Origin of the sequence: Pseudomonas oryzihabitans NBRC 102199 (assembly GCF_000730625.1) — a bacterium.
Classification (GTDB): Bacteria; Pseudomonadota; Gammaproteobacteria; order Pseudomonadales; family Pseudomonadaceae; genus Chryseomonas; species Chryseomonas oryzihabitans.
This window is the reverse complement of sequence record NZ_BBIT01000005.1, coordinates 184553-200966: the sequence shown is the minus strand read 5'-3', so window position 1 is coordinate 200966 and position 16414 is coordinate 184553. Positions and strand designations below refer to the sequence as shown.

18 protein-coding genes and 2 pseudogenes are annotated in these 16414 nt (G+C 63.9%); 9 read left to right on the top strand and 11 right to left on the bottom strand.

Annotated elements, in window-relative coordinates; genetic code table 11:
* Positions 1-52: 52 nt before the first annotated feature.
* On the bottom strand, positions 53-1006 hold the full coding sequence (gene argC, locus POR01S_RS07190; RefSeq protein WP_042134831.1) for an N-acetyl-gamma-glutamyl-phosphate reductase: 954 nt from the start codon (positions 1004-1006) through the stop codon (positions 53-55).
* A 261-nt stretch (positions 1007-1267) separates the two neighbouring features.
* On the opposite strand from argC, the gene POR01S_RS07185 reads away from it, so the two are divergent.
* The 5 genes from POR01S_RS07185 to POR01S_RS07165 all read left to right on the top strand — a co-directional run bounded on the left by POR01S_RS07185 (position 1268) and on the right by POR01S_RS07165 (position 4584).
* Positions 1268-1477, top strand: a complete 210-nt coding sequence (locus POR01S_RS07185) for a DUF1127 domain-containing protein (protein WP_042134830.1) — start codon at positions 1268-1270, stop codon at positions 1475-1477.
* Positions 1478-1550: 73 nt separating this feature from the next.
* Entirely contained in the window at positions 1551-1871 is a 321-nt protein-coding gene (locus POR01S_RS07180; RefSeq protein WP_007160027.1) for a DUF2388 domain-containing protein, read from the top strand.
* Positions 1872-1971: 100 nt separating this feature from the next.
* On the top strand, positions 1972-2271 hold the full coding sequence (locus tag POR01S_RS07175) for a DUF2388 domain-containing protein (protein WP_037006567.1): 300 nt from the start codon (positions 1972-1974) through the stop codon (positions 2269-2271).
* 34 nt (positions 2272-2305) lie between these two features.
* On the top strand, positions 2306-2626 hold the full coding sequence (locus POR01S_RS07170) for a DUF2388 domain-containing protein (RefSeq protein WP_007160025.1): 321 nt from the start codon (positions 2306-2308) through the stop codon (positions 2624-2626).
* Complete coding sequence (locus tag POR01S_RS07165; RefSeq protein ID WP_042134828.1) at positions 2623-4584, top strand: DUF7844 domain-containing protein; 1962 nt, start codon at positions 2623-2625, stop codon at positions 4582-4584. Before POR01S_RS07170 ends, POR01S_RS07165 begins: the two co-directional genes overlap by 4 nt.
* 108 nt (positions 4585-4692) lie before the next feature.
* Here the strand turns inward: POR01S_RS07165 and POR01S_RS07160 are convergent, their stop codons facing one another.
* Positions 4693-6153, bottom strand: a complete 1461-nt coding sequence (locus POR01S_RS07160) for a YdgA family protein (RefSeq protein ID WP_042134826.1) — start codon at positions 6151-6153, stop codon at positions 4693-4695.
* A 273-nt stretch (positions 6154-6426) separates the two neighbouring features.
* On the opposite strand from POR01S_RS07160, the gene POR01S_RS07155 reads away from it, so the two are divergent.
* On the top strand, positions 6427-7098 hold the full coding sequence (locus POR01S_RS07155; protein WP_042134825.1) for a nucleoside/nucleotide kinase family protein: 672 nt from the start codon (positions 6427-6429) through the stop codon (positions 7096-7098).
* A gap of 11 nt (positions 7099-7109) precedes the next feature.
* On the opposite strand, the pseudogene POR01S_RS23345 reads toward POR01S_RS07155, so the two are convergent.
* The 3 genes and pseudogenes from POR01S_RS23345 to POR01S_RS07145 form a co-directional block, all read right to left on the bottom strand.
* Positions 7110-7235 (bottom strand): annotated as a pseudogene (locus POR01S_RS23345) (helix-turn-helix domain-containing protein); the annotation flags it as partial.
* Positions 7236-7377: 142 nt separating this feature from the next.
* On the bottom strand, positions 7378-7953 hold the full coding sequence (locus POR01S_RS07150) for a PIN domain-containing protein (protein WP_042134822.1): 576 nt from the start codon (positions 7951-7953) through the stop codon (positions 7378-7380).
* Positions 7953-8417 carry a helix-turn-helix domain-containing protein gene (locus tag POR01S_RS07145; protein ID WP_042135427.1) on the bottom strand — a complete coding sequence of 155 codons (465 nt, stop codon included), beginning with the start codon at positions 8415-8417 and terminating at the stop codon, positions 7953-7955. Before POR01S_RS07145 ends, POR01S_RS07150 begins: the two co-directional genes overlap by 1 nt.
* Before the next feature lie 454 nt (positions 8418-8871).
* Between POR01S_RS07145 and POR01S_RS07140 the strand changes: the two are divergent.
* A pseudogene (locus POR01S_RS07140) lies at positions 8872-9521 on the top strand (GlxA family transcriptional regulator); the annotation flags it as partial.
* A 105-nt stretch (positions 9522-9626) separates the two neighbouring features.
* Here the strand turns inward: POR01S_RS07140 and POR01S_RS07135 are convergent.
* The 6 genes from POR01S_RS07135 to POR01S_RS23335 form a co-directional block, all read right to left on the bottom strand.
* Positions 9627-10385, bottom strand: coding sequence for a TraI domain-containing protein (locus POR01S_RS07135; protein ID WP_255211819.1), 759 nt, complete (start codon positions 10383-10385; stop codon positions 9627-9629).
* A gap of 64 nt (positions 10386-10449) precedes the next feature.
* Complete coding sequence (locus tag POR01S_RS07130; RefSeq protein WP_042134818.1) at positions 10450-11967, bottom strand: conjugal transfer protein TraG N-terminal domain-containing protein; 1518 nt, start codon at positions 11965-11967, stop codon at positions 10450-10452.
* 15 nt (positions 11968-11982) lie between these two features.
* Positions 11983-12327, bottom strand: coding sequence for a hypothetical protein (locus tag POR01S_RS07125; RefSeq protein WP_042134816.1), 345 nt, complete (start codon positions 12325-12327; stop codon positions 11983-11985).
* Positions 12324-13658, bottom strand: coding sequence for an integrating conjugative element protein (locus POR01S_RS07120; RefSeq protein ID WP_115946406.1), 1335 nt, complete (start codon positions 13656-13658; stop codon positions 12324-12326). Before POR01S_RS07120 ends, POR01S_RS07125 begins: the two co-directional genes overlap by 4 nt.
* A gap of 74 nt (positions 13659-13732) precedes the next feature.
* Positions 13733-14668, bottom strand: coding sequence for a TIGR03756 family integrating conjugative element protein (locus POR01S_RS07115; protein WP_042134813.1), 936 nt, complete (start codon positions 14666-14668; stop codon positions 13733-13735).
* On the bottom strand, positions 14665-15087 hold the full coding sequence (locus POR01S_RS23335) for a TIGR03757 family integrating conjugative element protein (RefSeq protein ID WP_081875179.1): 423 nt from the start codon (positions 15085-15087) through the stop codon (positions 14665-14667). The genes POR01S_RS07115 and POR01S_RS23335 overlap by 4 nt, the downstream gene beginning before the upstream one ends.
* A gap of 333 nt (positions 15088-15420) precedes the next feature.
* Between POR01S_RS23335 and POR01S_RS07110 the strand changes: the two genes are divergently transcribed.
* Complete coding sequence (locus POR01S_RS07110; RefSeq protein ID WP_042135426.1) at positions 15421-15891, top strand: Xre family toxin-antitoxin system antitoxin; 471 nt, start codon at positions 15421-15423, stop codon at positions 15889-15891.
* Positions 15888-16391 (top strand): RES family NAD+ phosphorylase, encoded by a 504-nt coding sequence (locus POR01S_RS07105; protein ID WP_042134811.1) that lies wholly within the window; start codon positions 15888-15890, stop codon positions 16389-16391. Before POR01S_RS07110 ends, POR01S_RS07105 begins: the two co-directional genes overlap by 4 nt.
* Positions 16392-16414 lie beyond the last annotated feature (23 nt).

The window sequence follows — 16414 nt, the reverse complement described above, 5'->3', positions numbered from 1 at the left end:
GGGGCGCCAGGAAAAAGGTTCGCCCCGTCCGAGCAGAAAGCCGGCGCCCTGACTAGCGGCCGCTGGCGAGCCCCAGACCCTCGTCGGCGCCCAGGTGCACGTTCATGCACTGGACCGCAGCACCTGCCGCGCCCTTGCCCAGGTTGTCCAGGCGCGCCACCAGCGTCATCCGCTCGGCATTGCCATAGACGAAGAGATCGGCGCGGTTGGTGTCGTTGCTGGCCTGGACGTCGAAGAAGCCATTGTCCAGCTCCTCCTCGGCGGCCACCGGGGCCACCCGAATGAAGGCTTCGCCGTCATAGTGACGGGCCAGCGCCGCCTGCAGGTCGGCAGCGGTGGTGCCCGGGCGCAGCTGGCTGGCATGCAGCGGAATGGTCACCGCCAGGCCCTTGAGGAAGGGGCCGACGATGGGGCTGAACACCGGCGCGGCGGCCAGACCGCTCTGCACGCGCATTTCCGGCAGGTGCTTGTGGCCCTGGCCCATGGCATAGGGGCGCGGACTCAGCAGGCGCGCATCGCCGCCGGCTTCGTAGGCGGCGATCATCTGCTTGCCGCCACCGCTGTAGCCGGTCAGGGAAAAGGCCGACAGCGGGGTGTCCGGGGCCAGCAGACCGGCATCCACCAGCGGCCGGGCCAGCAGGATGAAGGCGGTGGCGTGGCAACCGGGGTTGGCGATGCGCTTGCTGGCGCGCAGCGCTTCGCGCTGACCGGCCGCCAGTTCCGGCAGGCCGTAGGTCCAGCTGCTGTCGGTGCGGAAGGCGGTGCTGGCGTCGATGATGCAGGTGTTGGGATTGGTCACCAGGCTGACCGCTTCGCGGGAGGCGGCATCGGGCAGGCAGAGGAAGGCCACGTCGGCGGCATTGAGGAAGCGCGCACGCTCGGCCGGATCCTTGCGCTTGCTCTCGTCGATGCGCAGCAGTTCGATGTCCGAACGGCCGGTCAGGTAGTCCAGCAGACGCAGGCCGGTGGTGCCTTCCTGGCCGTCGACGAAAACTTTGAAGCTCATGGCGGTGCCTCTCGCGGATGGGCGCTGAAAGCCTCGATTGTAGCGACTCGGACAGATCAGGCATACGCCGCAGGCAGGTGATACAGCCGTATCCCGTCCGACCGGCGCAGTGAGCCGTGCCAGAGTGGTTCGGACAGGAGTGACAGGTACAGATCCGAGATTTGGAATTTTGTACGGATACAGTATTCTTTAGCTGTAAGTGGTCTGGTTCCACGTCAGCGGCGAAGCTGAGTCTCCTCTGCCGCTTCGCTGGATATCGCCATGGATCGCCTTTCGCCCGACAGTGCCATTGCCCGCTCGGTCTCCCCTCGGCGCGGATGCCGCGCCCTGTTCGCGCTGCTCGTCCGCTGGCGCCTGCGTGCCCTGGGCCGGCGGCAATTGCAGCAGCTGGACGGCCGGGCGCTGGGCGATCTGGGTCTGAATCTGGCGGATCAGCGGCGGGAAGGCGACAAACCCTTCTGGCGGGAGTGAAAATCTGCGCCGGGATGCGACTTCCTCGGGCTGACGGTAGTCTCACTCAGGCCTATCCAGACGGGAGTCCCCCATGAAAACCCTGCACCTGGGCGCCGCCGCGGCGCTGTTCTGCCTGTCCACCGCCGCCTCGGCGTCGAGCTTCTATGTCACCACCGACATCATCGTCAACGCCATCGATGCGACCTCGGACACCACCTCGTCCATCACCGGCTCCTTCAAGAACGACAAGCTGGTCCAGGAAGCCCGTGACGATGCGGCCACCTACGTCGGCAGCGCCGGCGACATCCGCGGCGTACGCCTGGAAGCGGCGCTGGACCACCTGCGCAGTCAGGCGCCCGAACTGCGGCAGGCCAGCGATGACCAGCTGGCCCAGGCGATTCTCGCCATCTGACGCGCAACACCGCGATACCCCCCGTACCCCGTGGCTGCTAGCCCGGAGCGGGGGGCTGCGTTAGCCTTGGCGACCATCTGCCACCGGAGGGTCGTCATCCATGCATATCCGTCGTTCTGCCGCGCTGTTGCTCGGCCTCTGTCTCGCCACGCCGGTCCTGGCGTTCGACTCCACCACCGAGGGTCTGGTGAAGACCATCTACGGCACCAGCCAGCTCACCACTGGCCCCTTCCAGAACAAGCTGGTCCTGGCGGCGCGTGACGATGCCGCGGCCTTCGTCGCCACCGACGGCGCCCTGCGCGGTGCTCAGCTGGAGGAAACCCTCCGCGCCCTGCGCGCAGCCGATCCGGCACTGCACGCCTCCGACCGGGAACTCGCCCAGGCGATTCTGAGTCAGTAGTCCGTTTCAATTCCGTGACATCCCTGGAGTATCCATGCGCCGTTCCCTGCTTATCGCCGCTGCCCTGACCCTGGGCGTTTCGAGCCTGGCTCAGGCCCAGACCCTGGTGGCCACCAGTAACATCGTGGTGCGGGCGCTGCAGCGCAGCATCGACTTCACCTCCGATACCACCACCTCCATCCGCGACGCCAAGATGATCCAGGCCGCGCGCGGCGATGCCGCCAGCTTTGTCGCCACCGACGGCGACATCCGTGGCGTCCAGCTGGAAGAAGCCTTCCGCAGCCTGCGCGACCAGTTCCCGGCCGCGCGCCAGGCCAACGACCTGCAGCTGGCCCAGGCCATCCTGGCACTGTGAAGAACCGCGCCGGCCGGCTGCGGCAGTGGCTGGCCGGCCTCGCGGCCGGCCTGGCTCTCGGTGGGGCCCAGGCCGCCCTGCACCTCGAACTCGATACCCAGGGCCTGACGCCCGCGCAGATCCAGGCGACCCAGCAACTGCTGGATGAAGGCCAGGCCCTGCTGCCACCCAGATTCAAGGCGGCGCTGGACGAGCGCATCCCGGTGCGCTGGAGCAGCGAGCTGCTGGAAGAGGCCTATGGCGAAGCGGATCGGCGCAATCTGCTGCTCAATCGCCGCCTGCTGCCCAGCCTGGTCGACGGCAGCGACACCCGCATCCAGACCGGCCGGCCCCATGGCACCCAGCACCGCGAGCTGCTGGCCACGGTGCTGCACGAGCTGACCCACTTCTATGACCGCGAGCGCGTCTGGACGCCCGCGCAGCGCCAGCTGATCCTCTCCTGCGGCGGCCTGGGGCTGACCTCCGACCAGCTGCCGGTGAAATGCCAGGGCCAGGCCGGGCGCAGCTATACCCTGTCCGACGATCCACGGCTGCTGGACCTGGCAGGCTGGCAGGTGAAGACCCGCAAGCACGGCAATCGCGAGTCCAAGAATCTCTTCATCGCCCGCAGTCCCGATCTCTATGAAGTCACCAACCCGAAGGAATTCGTGGCGGTGAACATGGAGTACTTCCTGCTCGACCCCAGCTACGCCTGCCGGCGGCCGGCGCTGCAGCGCTACTTCGCCGAGCACTTCGGCTGGTCGCCCGAGCACGATGCCTGTCCGGGGCGCTATCCCTATCTCAACGCCGGCAACGACTTCGGCGAGGCGCCCCTGGGCTGGCTCGATCCGGAGCGGGTCTATGCGGTGGACTACCTGCTGGCCGAGGGCAACGAGAAGGTCATGAGCCGCTGGGGGCACAGCATGCTGCGCCTGGTGGTCTGCGCGCCCGGCCGGCCGCGTGGCCCGGATTGCCGACTGGATCTGCAATACCACCTGGTGCTGTCGTTCCGCGCCTTCGTCAACGACGTCCAGCTCTCCAGCTGGCGCGGCCTGACCGGCTCCTATCCGTCGCGGCTGTTCGTGCTGCCCCTGGCCCAGGTGGTGGACGAGTACACCAAGGTGGAGCTGCGCGGCCTGCAATCCGTGCCGCTCAAGCTGACCCGTCCGGAGATCGCCGACTTCCTCGAGCGAACCGCCCAGGTGCACTGGAGCTATGACGGCCAGTACTACTTCGTGACCAACAACTGCGCGGTGGAGACCTTCAAGCTGCTGCACGACGGGGTGCCGCGCCTGGCCGATGCCCAGCTCGATGTCATCACCCCCACTGGGTTGATGGATGCGCTGAGGTTCAAGGACCTGGTGGACACCTCGGTGCTAGACGATCCACGTGAGGCGCTGCGGCTGGGCTATCGCTTCGACAGCTTCCGCGAGCGCTTCCAGGCGATGTTCAAGGTGGCCCGAGAGCGCCTGAAGCTGCCCCAGGCGGATGTCGAGGCCTGGCTGGCACTGACTCCGCAGCAGCGTCGCGAGCAGTTCCAGCGCGCCGACCTGCGCGCCAGCGCCGCCTTGCTGCTCTTGGAGCAGGCGGCCTATCGCCGGGCGCTGCTGCAGGCGCAGACCGAGCTCAAGGATCGCTACCTGGGCCAGGACGCGGTGGACAAGGCGCGTTTCGGCAAGGCCGGTGGCGCCCTGGAGCAGATCCTCAAGGACAGCGGCTACCTGAGCCGTCCGGCCGAGCTGCTCGGCACCGACGGCTATGGCCTGCCGCAACCGGGCGAGTGGGAACAGTTGACCGCCGAGAGCCAGAAGCGCCAAGCGCACCTGCGCAGCCTCCGGGACACCCTCAACAACGAGGTCCGCCAACTGCTCTCGCCGGAGGCCCGCGATGGCCTGGACCTGACCGAAGCCAACCTGGACCTACTCGGCAAGCACCTGCGTGAGCTGAACAAGGCCAGTGGCGGGTTAGAGCTCAAGTAAGGCGGTTAAAGCGTTGGGCTTCGCGTTGCTCAATTCAACCTACGAGATTGGTGACGTAGGTTGAATTGAGGCGGCTCTATCGCCGAAGCCCAACAGCCCAAGCATCCGCTAGCGCTTCGGCGCCTTACCCTGGGGTTTGGCGGGTGCCGCGGGTTGCGGGCGCTCCAACAAGGCCAGCAGCTGTTCTGGCGGGACTTCCTGGCCGTTGAGCAGCAGCCGCCCAGCGCTGTAATTCAGGGTAGCCACCAGATCCTCGCCTTCAGCCTTGAGCAGGCCGCTGTTCAGGCCGATGCCGGCCAGCGCTTCGGCGGTGGCCTGAGCCTGCTGCTGCATGGCCGGCTGGGTGCGCTGGGCGCCCGCCTGGAACAGCACGCCATCCACCAGGCTGCCCCGCGCGACCGACAGGCGCGCATCGAGACCGGCCAGCATCTGGGCCGCGAGTTGCTCGGGCGGCAGATCGTAGGTCGCCGGCTTGGCCAGGGTCAGGTCCAGGCGCAGGTGGTTGCTGCCGCCTGGGGTGTCGAGACGCAGATCATCCACCACCAGCTGGGGACGCGCGGCGAGCACATCGCCGAGATGCTGCTGCAGGGTAGCCTGGGTGGTGGGGTCGAGACCTTGCTCGGTATCCAGCTGCAGGTGCTGCAGCAGGGCATTGAGCTGAGCCAGGGCCGGGCTGTCGAGATTGCTGTAGTGACTGCTCAGGGTCGCCTTGCCCAGGGTCTGGCCGGCGATATTAAGCTGACTGAGGCTCGCGTTGAGCGTACCTGCCAGTTGCTGGCCCTGTTGCCGGGTGTCGCCCTGAATCTGCAGATCCCGCAGCTCGACTGCGGGCTTACCGGGCATGGCCAACAGCAGGCGGCCGAGACGCAGCTGCCCTGGACCAAGCCAGAAGCCATCGGCATTGCGACGGTTGTCGCCGGTCAGGCCGAAGCCTTCGGTCTCCAGCTTGGCCCAGCCATCCGGCGTGCGCACATTAAGGCTGAATTGCCCGACGGTGCTGTCCAGGCGCAGCCGACTGGCTTCCATGTCGGTATTGAAGGTGGCAGTCAGGCCGGAGAAGGCCACCGCGCCCTGGGGCTGGTCCACGTGCAGGGCGGCCAGGGCGAGACCGCCATCCACCGCGCGGTCGTAGCCCAGGGTGGCGTCGAGCTGTACAGGTTCGGCGCCCTTGGCCAGGGTGAAGAGATCGGCCGTGACCGGCGTGCGCGCCAGGGTGAAGCGGTTGACCGCCATGACCGGCGCCAACTGCAGGGACTTAAGGCGGGTCAGGGGGAGGGGGCCATGCTGGATGTTGTCGAGCACCCGCAGCACCTCTACGGGCGGCCGATCCTCGGCCTGTACGCTCAGACTGAAGGTGGCGGTGCTGCTGAAGATACCCCGCTGCAACTCGACCAGCTGGAGCTGCAAGGGGTACTCGGGGAGTTGCGCCTGCAGAGCCAGCTGGGCCTGGCTCGCGGCCTGGCGCAATTCGCCTTCCAGCCGAGTGCCGGTGTACCAGGCGCCACCCACGGCTGTGCCGACGGCGACCAGGGCCACACCGGCGAGGGTGGTAAGTAGCGGTTTCTTCATGGTGACCAAATCCTTTTGTATGAGGCTCACGGCGGCGCGCGGCCGATAGGAGGCGGAGTGTACGAGAGCGCCGGGTGGATGCCGAGGGGGAGCAGCCGGTATCGGCTCGCCGGGCTGCAGACTGTGATGGCTTTCCGACCATGCCGGCGCCGAGTCGACGACCAGCTCCGCTGGGTGCTAGCGTGCCGCGATCCCCACTGCCGGAACCTCCGCCATGACCGCTCTCCTGTGCCTGCCTGCCATTTCCATCCTTGCGCTGCCGGGGGTGCCGGCATGAGCAGTCAGCGTCCGGTCGAGGGCCTGCAACTCCCCGCTGAACTCCTGGCCCGCGCCGAGGCGCTGCTGGCCCAGGGTGGACGTCGCCTGCTGGGTATCGCCGGTACTCCCGGCGCGGGCAAGTCGACCGTCGCTGAACTCTTGGCCGCAGCGCTCGGCGAGCGCGCCGTGGTGGTGCCCATGGACGGCTATCACCTGGCCAATCGCGAGCTGGCGCGTCTGGGCCGCGCCCAGCGCAAGGGCGCGCCGGACACCTTCGACGCCCGCGGCTATCGCGCCCTGCTGCAGCGGCTGAAGGCGCCGGTGGCCGGCGAGACCGTCTATGCGCCGCTGTTCAATCGCGAGATCGAAGAGCCCATCGCCAATGCCATTCCGGTCCACGCCGAGACCCAGCTGGTGATCAGCGAGGGCAACTACCTGCTCTTGACCCAGGCGCCCTGGAGCGATGTCGCCGAGGTGTTCGACGAGTGCTGGTATGTGCGTGTCGATCCTGAAGAGCGTCGCGAACGGCTGGTCGCCCGCCACATGCACTTTGGCCGCAGCCGTGCGGACGCCGAAGCCTGGGTGGAAAGCACCGATGAGCCTAATGCACGACTGATCGACGGCGACCGGGCGCGGGCGGATCTGGTGGTGGAATGGCGGGATGGGGCGGCTGCCGGGAAGGCCTGAGCCTGTGCCCGCTGCCATTCGGTCGGGCTCGCGCCGGTGATGCGGCGAAAGGCGCGGGCCAGGGCCGAGGGACTATCGTAGCCGACCTCGTCGGCGATCAGCGCCAGGGGGCGGCGCTGCTGCAAGCGCTGATGCGCACGCGGGCGAATCATCAGCATGAGGCTAGGCTCGACCAAGTCCCGCCGCTCGCCCCGTGCGGTTTCGAAGCTCAGGCGTCCGCCGCGCAGCAGATGGACCTGGCCCGCACCTACCGGCCTAGAGCTCTGGCCCTAGCAGAGGTCAGATCAATGACTCGAAGTTGGAGAGATGCTTAACGAGCTCGGGGAGCTGCTGCTTAAGCAACGTATCGAGTAGCTCGCAGGGCGTATGGGTAGGGTTCTTCAAAGAAGCACGCTGTCTTCGGGCCGCTTCAAGCACAGCTGCTTGATCCAAGTCCCAGATGTCGGACAGGAAGACGTCGGGATGCAACGCCTCGATCTCGAAGCACTTGAGGATTTCAGCAGGAAAATCCCTGAGGTTATAGGTGACGATGACCGAAGCACCGCATTTGATGGCAGCGGCTAATACATGCCGGTCGTCTTCGTCTGGTAGGTCGAGCCCTTTCACCAAAGGCTCATAGTCCTTCACAAGACAGTCAGGAACTGCCCGATTCATGAGTTCGACAGTGCGATCGAGCTGCGCGCTTGTCAGGTCGGGACGGTTCTTCAGCACGTTTCTCGTCCACTCATCATGGATCTGCTCGGACCAGCGCGCTCGATACGCTCCAGTGAGGGCCAGTTGCATCAGCAAATCGCGCAGAGGTGCGGGGTACAGAACACAGGCATCGTAGATGACAGTGAACGGTGAATGTCTCATCAATACCCCATGTTAAGCGCTTGGGCTTGCGCAGCCAGTTCTTCCATAGCGTCCTGACTCGCCCTATCACGGTCAGCTTTGTAGACCATGAGGTCGGTGAACCTAATACGTCGATGGCTACCGGTTTTGGTGTGCGGAATCTGGCCTTCGTCCAGCAGCTTAACGAGATGAGGGCGCGAGACATTGAGCATGTCGGCACATTCTTGGGTCGTCAGCTCTGCATGAATCGGCACTACCTTCACGGTGTTGCCTAAGGCCAATTCGCTGAGTATGTCCCCGAGCAACTTAAGCGCGAGCGTAGGTAGTTCAACAACCTGGCGTTGCTGGGCCTCATCAACCAGTTCAATACGCTGAGTATCTAGCTTCGTTGAAACGAAAGCAGCGATCTGACGGCTTGATTCAGTAGCCGTAGCGATTGCTTTTTCATCCGGGAGAATGGTTCGAGCAAGATCGGCGGTGGTCATGATGTATCTCCCAAAGGCAACGCACATTCCTGGCGTCTCATACGCCACTAGCGTTTATAGTCGAAATAAACGAAACGTGCAATATTCGAAATAAACGAAAGAACGTTGATGCCTACTTATCACTGCTGGAGTGACATGCACGTCGACCACTGATACCTGCCGACCGCGGGAGGCGGCCGGCAATCTTGGTCAGGCAACGGGGATGGGGTTGTCGGCCAGTGCCTGGTTGAACCGGTTGATCAGCGCATGCTCCTGCGGGCCGGCATTGGCCCGCAGCGGCACCACACGATCCACTAGCACCTCGGTCTCGGCAGTGACCAGCTTGTCCAAAGTCTAGGAGACGAAAGCGTCCAGTGGCATGGCGCGGCTGTCGCCAGCAGTTGCTGGTGGAGACTAAGCCCTGGCCATCGAGCCGTTGCTCACACTGCTGGATTTCGTCCGCTTGGCCGGCGCCCAGGCGCGCCGCACAGCGGGGATCTGTACCTGTGGCTTTGCGCTGGTCGCGGCCGGTCTACTCCACCGGCGCCGGGCTACCACCTATTGGTCCTTCGCACGGGCCATGCAGGATCGCTATCCACAGATCCGTGTCGAGGAGGACCGCATCTTCATCGTCGACGGCCCCGTGTGGACCACCGCCGGCCTGGACCTGGCGCTGGGCATGGTGGAAAAGGCTTGGATATGGAGGTAGCGCGCTCGGTGGCGCATCGGCTGGTCATGCAGCAATTCCGCTCTGGCGGCCAGACTTAGCATTCAGAACTGCTGACCCTGATGCCCAAATCGGATCGGATTCAGACCGCGCTCGCATACGCCCGGCAGCACCTGGGCCGCCCCCTGAGTGTTGAGAAGCTGGCCGAGGTGCCTCACCTGAGTCCGCGGCAATTTAGTCGGGTGTTTATCGCCGAGACGAGGTAGTCACCGGCAAAGGCCGTCGAGGGGCTGCGCCTGGAGACGGCACGTTTGATGATAGAGCAGCCCCGTCATTCCCTGGAAACGGTGGCGCGGGAGACCGGCTTTCGCAATCACCGCCATCTGCGCGGATTGTTCATGCGCGGCTTCGGCGTGCCGCCACAGATGATCCGACGCGACGCCCGTCGTCTGGCCTAGCCCAGGCCTTAAACGTTTCACGTGGAACCTGGCAGGTAGCGTTGAAATGGCCTATCCGCATGCGCTATTCAGGCTGCGACTTAGCTTAGAGCCCCTTACGCGCGCTTAACAGGAGGCTTGATCTGCCACAGCTTGAGCGGCCTGAAAGGCGAGATCTCCCAGGATGTCTGCGTGCGCTTCCTGGCCGCTCATCATGTACAGCATCTGTGTCCAGAGCACATCGTAGCTTGAGAGCCAGGTGAGCAGCTCCGGATCCAGCACGTGGACGTGGAGCAGTGCGGTGGCCGCGGCTTGTAAGCGATAGGGCCGCTCATCCGGATAGTGAACGCGATAGGGGCGCTGCAGCGGGCCCTGCCAAGGCCGCCATGGTGTTCCGTCATCGTGTTCTACGCGGAGATCAACGACCAGCTTACCCAGATCCTGCAGCAGCACGGCGTAGACCACCGCGGCCGTCCAGGCTTCGGCTTGCTCGGCCTGCTCCTCGGGTGGCGCGCCGGCAGGTAACAGGCAGGCCTGGCGCAGACGAAGTGCGCAGATGACGCGGTGAAGCGCCTGATCGAGCATGCCTCCGGCGTACCGGTAGTGCCCGTCCTGTGAAGCGGGAAATTCCTGAACCAAATGGGCGTACCGCTGCAGGGGAGCGAGGTACAGCTGTGCGAATTGCTCGCGCGAGACCGCGGTGCGCTGCCAGATTTGTTCGACCAGGACAGTGCGCGCAGGACGCGCCAACAAGACGTCTCCTGGCAGGGGGTGACGTAGGCGTTGAGCCGAATCTGTCGTAGGGCCTGGATCAGGCGGAGAGGCGTCGGTGCGACGATTGAGCCAATGTCTGAGCAGGCTGAGGTCTCTGGTGGCTAATCGCATCACCTGATGGAAAAAGCGTATGTGCTGGTTCACGGGTGGTACCTCGTGCGTCAGGAGTAAGCCTTTACTGCATCCCTTGTCGCAGCGCTTGGGTTCCCTTGCCGCCTGCGCCTCGTGCATCTTGGGTGGCCGTTGCCAGCGCCTGAAGGGCCGCACCGGCCCGTAAGCCTGCCCAGGTCAGAGCCGTTATCCAGAACGTTGGAAAGGCGATGAACATGGTGGCCATGACGAAATTCAGCAGGAGGTCACCGAAGGCGTTGTTCAGGCCGATCAGTGGATCGAAATTTCGATGGGGACGTCCGGCGCCAAAGCCCCAACCATAGAGAGCATCCAGGATGGTGCTGTCTAGCCAACGGGCCAGCTGAAACCAGAACTCCACGAAGAAGAGCGCAAACTGCACGGTGCTAAGCGTCAGCGTGGTCTTGAGGTCGTAGGTGCCTATGACCAGCAGCAAGGGAAGGCCAATCACCAGCGCCATCTTCAGCAGTGACAGCACCATCGGCAGTGCCTGACGCACGACGTCCATGGCTGGAAAGAACCCCAGGGATCCCAAGGCTAATCCCGTGTCGCCCGCCAGGCGTGCGGCCATGTTGGGCAGCGACATATCCACCTGACCACCATAGTCGCTATAGACCTGTCCCTGATTGAGCTTCTGCTGGCGCGGCGCGACGACAGTGCGTATGACCGCATCGTCTACGGTCTGCCGGGAGACAAAGCCTGCCCAGTGTGCCAAGCGGTTCAGCAGTCCAGCATCGACCTGGGTCAGCAATCGCTCGCGCAGCCCGCGCCCCGGATCGGACCACCATTGGCGACAGGTTGGGTAGCCCGCGCCATTCGCGCCCGGTGCCAGGCCCGCATCACGGGTGGGCTCGTAAGGCCAGGCCTGGCGAGGGGTGCGTGCGCGGTCAGTGTCGTAAAAGCCAGGTGAGTTGAGAAAATAGCGAGAGCCGATCCAGGTGACGTCATAACGCTGATCCGCAGCCAGGCCCGGGCGCTGCATGAACAGTCGGGCGCGCGAGGGGCCGTAGCACTCACGGGTAAAGTCGGCTACTTCCTGCGCGAGCAGTGGATCGGCAATGCGTGTGGCATCGAGCTCCATACGGATCTGTCGCAAGTCCGTACCGCAGGGAATGGCCGCGATGGCCGCGCCGGTGACGGCCTTGGACAGCCCATGCACGAAGAACCACCAGACCGGTATCAGGGCCTGCTGTCCATTGAGCTGGGTATAGCTCAGGGCCCAGCCCGTCTTGGAAGGGGCTGCCACATCGACCTGGCATTGGCGGGAGCGGGTCATATCAAACTGAAGGGTGTTTAGCGATACCGGGATCATGGGAATCGCTGCAAAGGCGATGATGCCGATCGCCAGGAGCATGCGGCTTTCGATGCGTCGGGTAGAGAGCAGGCTCTGCTGACTTTCATCCGCACTGATGGTGCGGGTGTGCAGCCATTCCTGGATCACGATCAGCAGAAAGGGCAGCGCAAAGAGACCGCTGGCCAGCAACAGATTCCAGATGCCGTTATGGATAAGCCAGCCGACCAGGGTGAGGTAGTACTCGAGGTAGTCCGTGGTGTAGAGCGTCATGGCAGGGTGTCCTCACTACACGGCGTGGGTCCAAAGGCGCCATTCCGCAGCCGCCAGCGTCGACAGGGCGAGGCCTTCCAGCAGGTACAGACGTACCAGCTCACGCGATGACCTTTCGCGGGCACGTACCCGTTGGTGCAGCCCATACCAGCCCCACGCCGTGAGGCCATACAGGCACAGCCGCCACAGCAACAGGAGCATCGCGTGCGCCTCCAGCCAAGCGGTCCAGGCCTGTAGTCGGTCTAGGGAGGGTTGGCCGAATTGTGGTGCCAGGAGGAACACCACCAAGAGCACCAGCGCGGCCAGTGAGCGACGCCGCAGGCATTGTTTGCGGACCGCACGCCAAATGAGTTGCCTCATGGCGCATCCTCCTGAGGAGCCTGAATCACATCCAGGCGGCGGGGCGTGGCATCACCCTGGAAGATGCCGCCTGAGCGAGCGGCGCGTTCGCGTTGGCGATCTACCACACGCGACGCCGCATTGGTCGTCAGCGTCCTGCGCAGCTCCAGCTCGGTCTTCAGGTTACCGACCTCCTGGGTCAGGGTTTCCTGCTCGGTACGAAGGGTGCGCGTGGCGATCTCATTTGCGGCGACGTTGGGCTCCTTGAGCCCGGTCAGCAGCAACCGCTGGAGCAACAGTGCTTGCTCCACAACGCGTGACAAGGCCACCTCGGAGGCAAGACGCTCGCTTAGTACATCTCGGTCCGGCTCATCGCGTAAGGCCTCGATGACACCTCGGGTGACGGGCAGTGCGCGGCTACCCGCAGCGGCAAGCTGCTCGGAGGTGGTGGGCGTGGTGCCTGCCACGAGGTCGCGCAGCGCGCGCAGGACCTTGTCGTACTCCTCCTGAATCAGCGGCGTCAGGCCTACGCCGGGTGTGGTTTGGGTCTTGGTGCACTGCGTACAGGTTCTGAGTTCGCGCTCTCCCAAGACTCGATTGGCCCAGGCTGTCGCGGCGTGGGGCGACGGCCAGACCTGACAGATCAACCGGTCGTGGCACTGCGCGGGGTCCAGGTCGGTGGTCTCCTGAGCATTTCGCCCGTTGAGCAGGTTGTAGCCTGCCCGGGTGACATCGCTAATCAGGCGGATCGGGGGCTGATCACGTCCTCCCGCTGGCGCGCCGGCCACCCAGGGCACGCCCTGCTGACCCCCGCGGGTTTCAGCCTGCTCGACCGCGGACACTCCGTCGCGACTGGCAAGGGTTTGCTTGAGCGCCATGCCTTCGGCCAGCTGATCCCATCCGGCGCTTCCGCCTGCAAGATCTGCCATGCGACCGGCCAGGGCGCGGCAACTGGCCTTGGAGCGATCGAAGTCCAGGCGCGCCTGCAGGATGCCGTTGGTGAGGAGGTTATACAGGGCAGGATCTGCCCGCTGGATGATGAGCGCGGGCAGTGAGGCCACCGCGCTGGTGGCGTTCTGGATGACGTTGTTCATCAGGCTATGAAAGCCGTTGGTGACGCCATTGAGCTGATTTTGCACCGTGGTCGACAGGCTCATGTCGCCACAGACCAGGTTGCTGTTCCAGCCAACGCCCACACCCAGGCTCTCCATGTTGCCCGCCGGGCTCATGGACACCGCCCGGCCGCCGCCGATGCTGTAGAACACCTCGTCACTGAAGATTGGTCCGCTGAGGTTGATGCCTGTGTTATCCAGGCGAAGTGATTGCGCGCTACTGGTGGTGAGCAGCAGCATGCCTGTGACGAGGTGCAGAGCCCGCCAAAGGCCCATTCGATGAGAAGGGGTCATGGAGATACCTACTGAGATCGCTACAGAAAGTCCTGGCTGCCCAGCAGCACCTGGCCCTGGCGCTCACAGCAGGCATAGGGGCGCCACAACGCCCAGGCGTAGTCGCCCTGCATGGCCTGTGGCCCTGCTTGGTCATGCGGGAACACCACGCAGGTGGACGAAAGCCGAGGCGCCAAGGGCTGCCACCTACCGGTTTGGGCATCGCCCTCTTTGAGCGGGCCGGCGGGCCAGTAACCCGGTTGCGGCTGCGCCCGCAGCGGCTGGTAGACGTGGGGCTGTCCCTCGCGTGTGACGATATCGCCTGCGCGCTGGGCGATGACGGCAGCGCCCTTGTAGTCATCGGCTTGATGCACAAAGCCGGTCCGGGGATAGACGGTGCCCCAGAGGTTGGCTTGCGCGCGGGTGCCAATCTCCCGTAGGCCGGGTGACACCGCTTCAGGATAGGCGCGCTCGGGTATGCCATATCGCCAGGCCAGGGTATCGAGCGTGCTGAGCAAATAGGGTTTGAACGGTGTCCCGGCGCCACCGCAGGTGTAGCCAAACTGGCCGGCAAACTGACCCAGGGCGGCAGCGCCGGGATGACCGATCACATCCGCATTCTTGAATAGGGCAAGGTTGTTTTCATGCACCTCGGCGCTGGTTCCTGCGCCGCCTGAGCGTGCCATGGCAGTCGCCGGACTCAGTGCACGCAGGGCCTGCCACGGGTTTTCACCGGTGTTCGAATAGCTGGCAACGACGGCGTCCGGAACGTAATGCCTGACCTTGAGCGAGGTGCGGACGCTACAGCCGCTTAAGGTGCAGTAAAGCCAGTAACAGATGCCGACAACGCGGTACTGCAGGCAGTCGGGTGAGGCCACCGAAGCCACGATCGCCGGGGTATCCAGCGCCAAAGCCGCGGTCGTGCTGGCAAGGGTGCCGGCCAGCAGCAAAGGGCGCAGGCGAGCAGAGCGCTTCATGGCCGGCGGCCCAGCTGGCGTTCGATACGTGCCACGGCCCGGGCCACGTTCGTATCGCCATAGACGACGTAGCGGTGATCAACCACTACGGCCGGCAGGTGAGTAAGGCCCAGATGCCAGGCCTGTAGGAGGTCTTGGTAGGCATTGGCCAGTTGCGGGGCGAGGGCCGGCGTCTGTTCCAGACGATGGCGAACCCTTTGTTCAGCAGTCGTAAGGTTGGGTGGTAGGTCTCGAGAAAGCGCTTCTTGCAGCCACGAGGCCTCGTCGAGCAGAACGACACGGGCACCTTGAGTCTGGGTAAGTGGATGGTGGCGGTCCGTATAGGCCACAACGTCCACAGCCTCTGCGCGAAGGCAGGCTAGCCCCAGGACCAAGGGTCCCAGACAGGTAGGGCGATACCGGGCATTACGATGGGTCATGGCGGCAGTCGTCTCCAGGCGCGGGGATATGCCTAGTTCAAAAGACGACGAAGCCGAGTACCAGAAAGAATAGGGAAGCGGGCCTTACCGGATTTTTTAGCGACGTTTTTGCTTGAGCGCGCATGCGGTCAGCACCGGAGAACATCCTTTGTGAGCTGCAGTGATCGACGCTCAACGAAAATTCAATTGGCAGCGGGTCTGGACCTCACTGCCCCATGCTGCGTTGTAAGGCTGAAATGAGCGCCAGGCCAGCGCGCAATCGCTCGTAGGTATAGTGCGTTATGCGCCAAACGGCGGTAGTGTATGCGTCAAATGACGCTGGAGGATTTTGTCATGACTACTGTCACCAGCCGGTCGACCAAAGACTACAACCTAGCCAAGCCGACATGGTTTCTCATCCATGTTGATGCTGGCCAGCTTAGTGATTACGACATCTACAAACGCACTACAGAGGGCTTTTACCGTCACGACGTAGATGCATTGATTTCGGCATATCAGCCTCTGGCGCACAAAAAGATCACCAGCCGCATCATTGGCAAATCGATCCGTACGCTGCAACGCCAGAACAGCGCAGGCCGCTCTGAAAGGCTGGATGCTCTTCAAAGCGCTATCGCGTTCCAGTACGCCAAGGTGCTAGAGGACGCGATCAATGTGTTCGGTGACCAGCAGCTTGCAGAGCAGTGGTTGAGTCGGCCCTGTAAGTATCTCGACGGAGACATTCCTTTAGATGTCATCCATAACCCGATGGGGTTTCAGGCGGTCGAGGACTATCTAGAGCGGATTAAGTACGGGGTCTATCAGTGAATGCTTTGCCTTGGTCGGGAGCGTGGCATGCCTGGCGCCTCGACCGTGCTGAGTTTGCGGACACATGGGACAAAGGAATCGGAGCTCATAAGGTGGGTGGCCGATGGAATCCGCCGGGGCGCCACGTTGTGTACGCGGCTGCGGATCCTGCTACCGCGATCTTGGAAGTCGCGGTCCACACCGGGTTTGACCTGCTGGACATCGTCCCGCATGTGCTGACTTGCTTCACTGTGCTTGATCCAGACCTGATCAAGGTCGTGCAACTCGAGGACGTTCCTAACCCCAATTGGTTAACAGGTGCCCGGCCTTCCTCGAATCAGTGTCAGTTCGGGGACAACCTGTTAGATAAGCATCCGTTTGTTCTCATCCCCTCCACGGTATCTCGACACTCGTGGAATCTGCTCATGAGCTGCGATTTGGCAGAAGGCTCATACCGGTTGGAAAGCCAGGAGCGGTTTGGCCTCGATACGAGATTGCTTAAAAAAGTGAGCGAAGAGTAGAAAGATCAAAAGCGTTGCTAACG

What these genes read in the sequence shown, in the direction of transcription:
- POR01S_RS07155 (WP_042134825.1), top strand. Translation starts at nt 6,427, where the DNA reads ATGAGCAGTCAGCGTCCGGTCGAGGGCCTGCAACTCCCCGCTGAACTC.
- POR01S_RS07150 (WP_042134822.1), bottom strand. Translation starts at nt 7,953, where the DNA reads ATGAGACATTCACCGTTCACTGTCATCTACGATGCCTGTGTTCTGTAC.
- POR01S_RS07115 (WP_042134813.1), bottom strand. Translation starts at nt 14,668, where the DNA reads ATGAAGCGCTCTGCTCGCCTGCGCCCTTTGCTGCTGGCCGGCACCCTT.
- argC (WP_042134831.1), bottom strand. Translation starts at nt 1,006, where the DNA reads ATGAGCTTCAAAGTTTTCGTCGACGGCCAGGAAGGCACCACCGGCCTG.
- POR01S_RS23335 (WP_081875179.1), bottom strand. Translation starts at nt 15,087, where the DNA reads ATGACCCATCGTAATGCCCGGTATCGCCCTACCTGTCTGGGACCCTTG.
- POR01S_RS07110 (WP_042135426.1), top strand. Translation starts at nt 15,421, where the DNA reads ATGACTACTGTCACCAGCCGGTCGACCAAAGACTACAACCTAGCCAAG.
- POR01S_RS07185 (WP_042134830.1), top strand. Translation starts at nt 1,268, where the DNA reads ATGGATCGCCTTTCGCCCGACAGTGCCATTGCCCGCTCGGTCTCCCCT.
- POR01S_RS07120 (WP_115946406.1), bottom strand. Translation starts at nt 13,658, where the DNA reads ATGCTGCTGCTCACCACCAGTAGCGCGCAATCACTTCGCCTGGATAAC.
- POR01S_RS07175 (WP_037006567.1), top strand. Translation starts at nt 1,972, where the DNA reads ATGCATATCCGTCGTTCTGCCGCGCTGTTGCTCGGCCTCTGTCTCGCC.
- POR01S_RS07170 (WP_007160025.1), top strand. Translation starts at nt 2,306, where the DNA reads ATGCGCCGTTCCCTGCTTATCGCCGCTGCCCTGACCCTGGGCGTTTCG.
- POR01S_RS07160 (WP_042134826.1), bottom strand. Translation starts at nt 6,153, where the DNA reads ATGAAGAAACCGCTACTTACCACCCTCGCCGGTGTGGCCCTGGTCGCC.
- POR01S_RS07135 (WP_255211819.1), bottom strand. Translation starts at nt 10,385, where the DNA reads ATGCGATTAGCCACCAGAGACCTCAGCCTGCTCAGACATTGGCTCAAT.
- POR01S_RS07130 (WP_042134818.1), bottom strand. Translation starts at nt 11,967, where the DNA reads ATGACGCTCTACACCACGGACTACCTCGAGTACTACCTCACCCTGGTC.
- POR01S_RS07125 (WP_042134816.1), bottom strand. Translation starts at nt 12,327, where the DNA reads ATGAGGCAACTCATTTGGCGTGCGGTCCGCAAACAATGCCTGCGGCGT.
- POR01S_RS07145 (WP_042135427.1), bottom strand. Translation starts at nt 8,417, where the DNA reads ATGACCACCGCCGATCTTGCTCGAACCATTCTCCCGGATGAAAAAGCA.
- POR01S_RS07180 (WP_007160027.1), top strand. Translation starts at nt 1,551, where the DNA reads ATGAAAACCCTGCACCTGGGCGCCGCCGCGGCGCTGTTCTGCCTGTCC.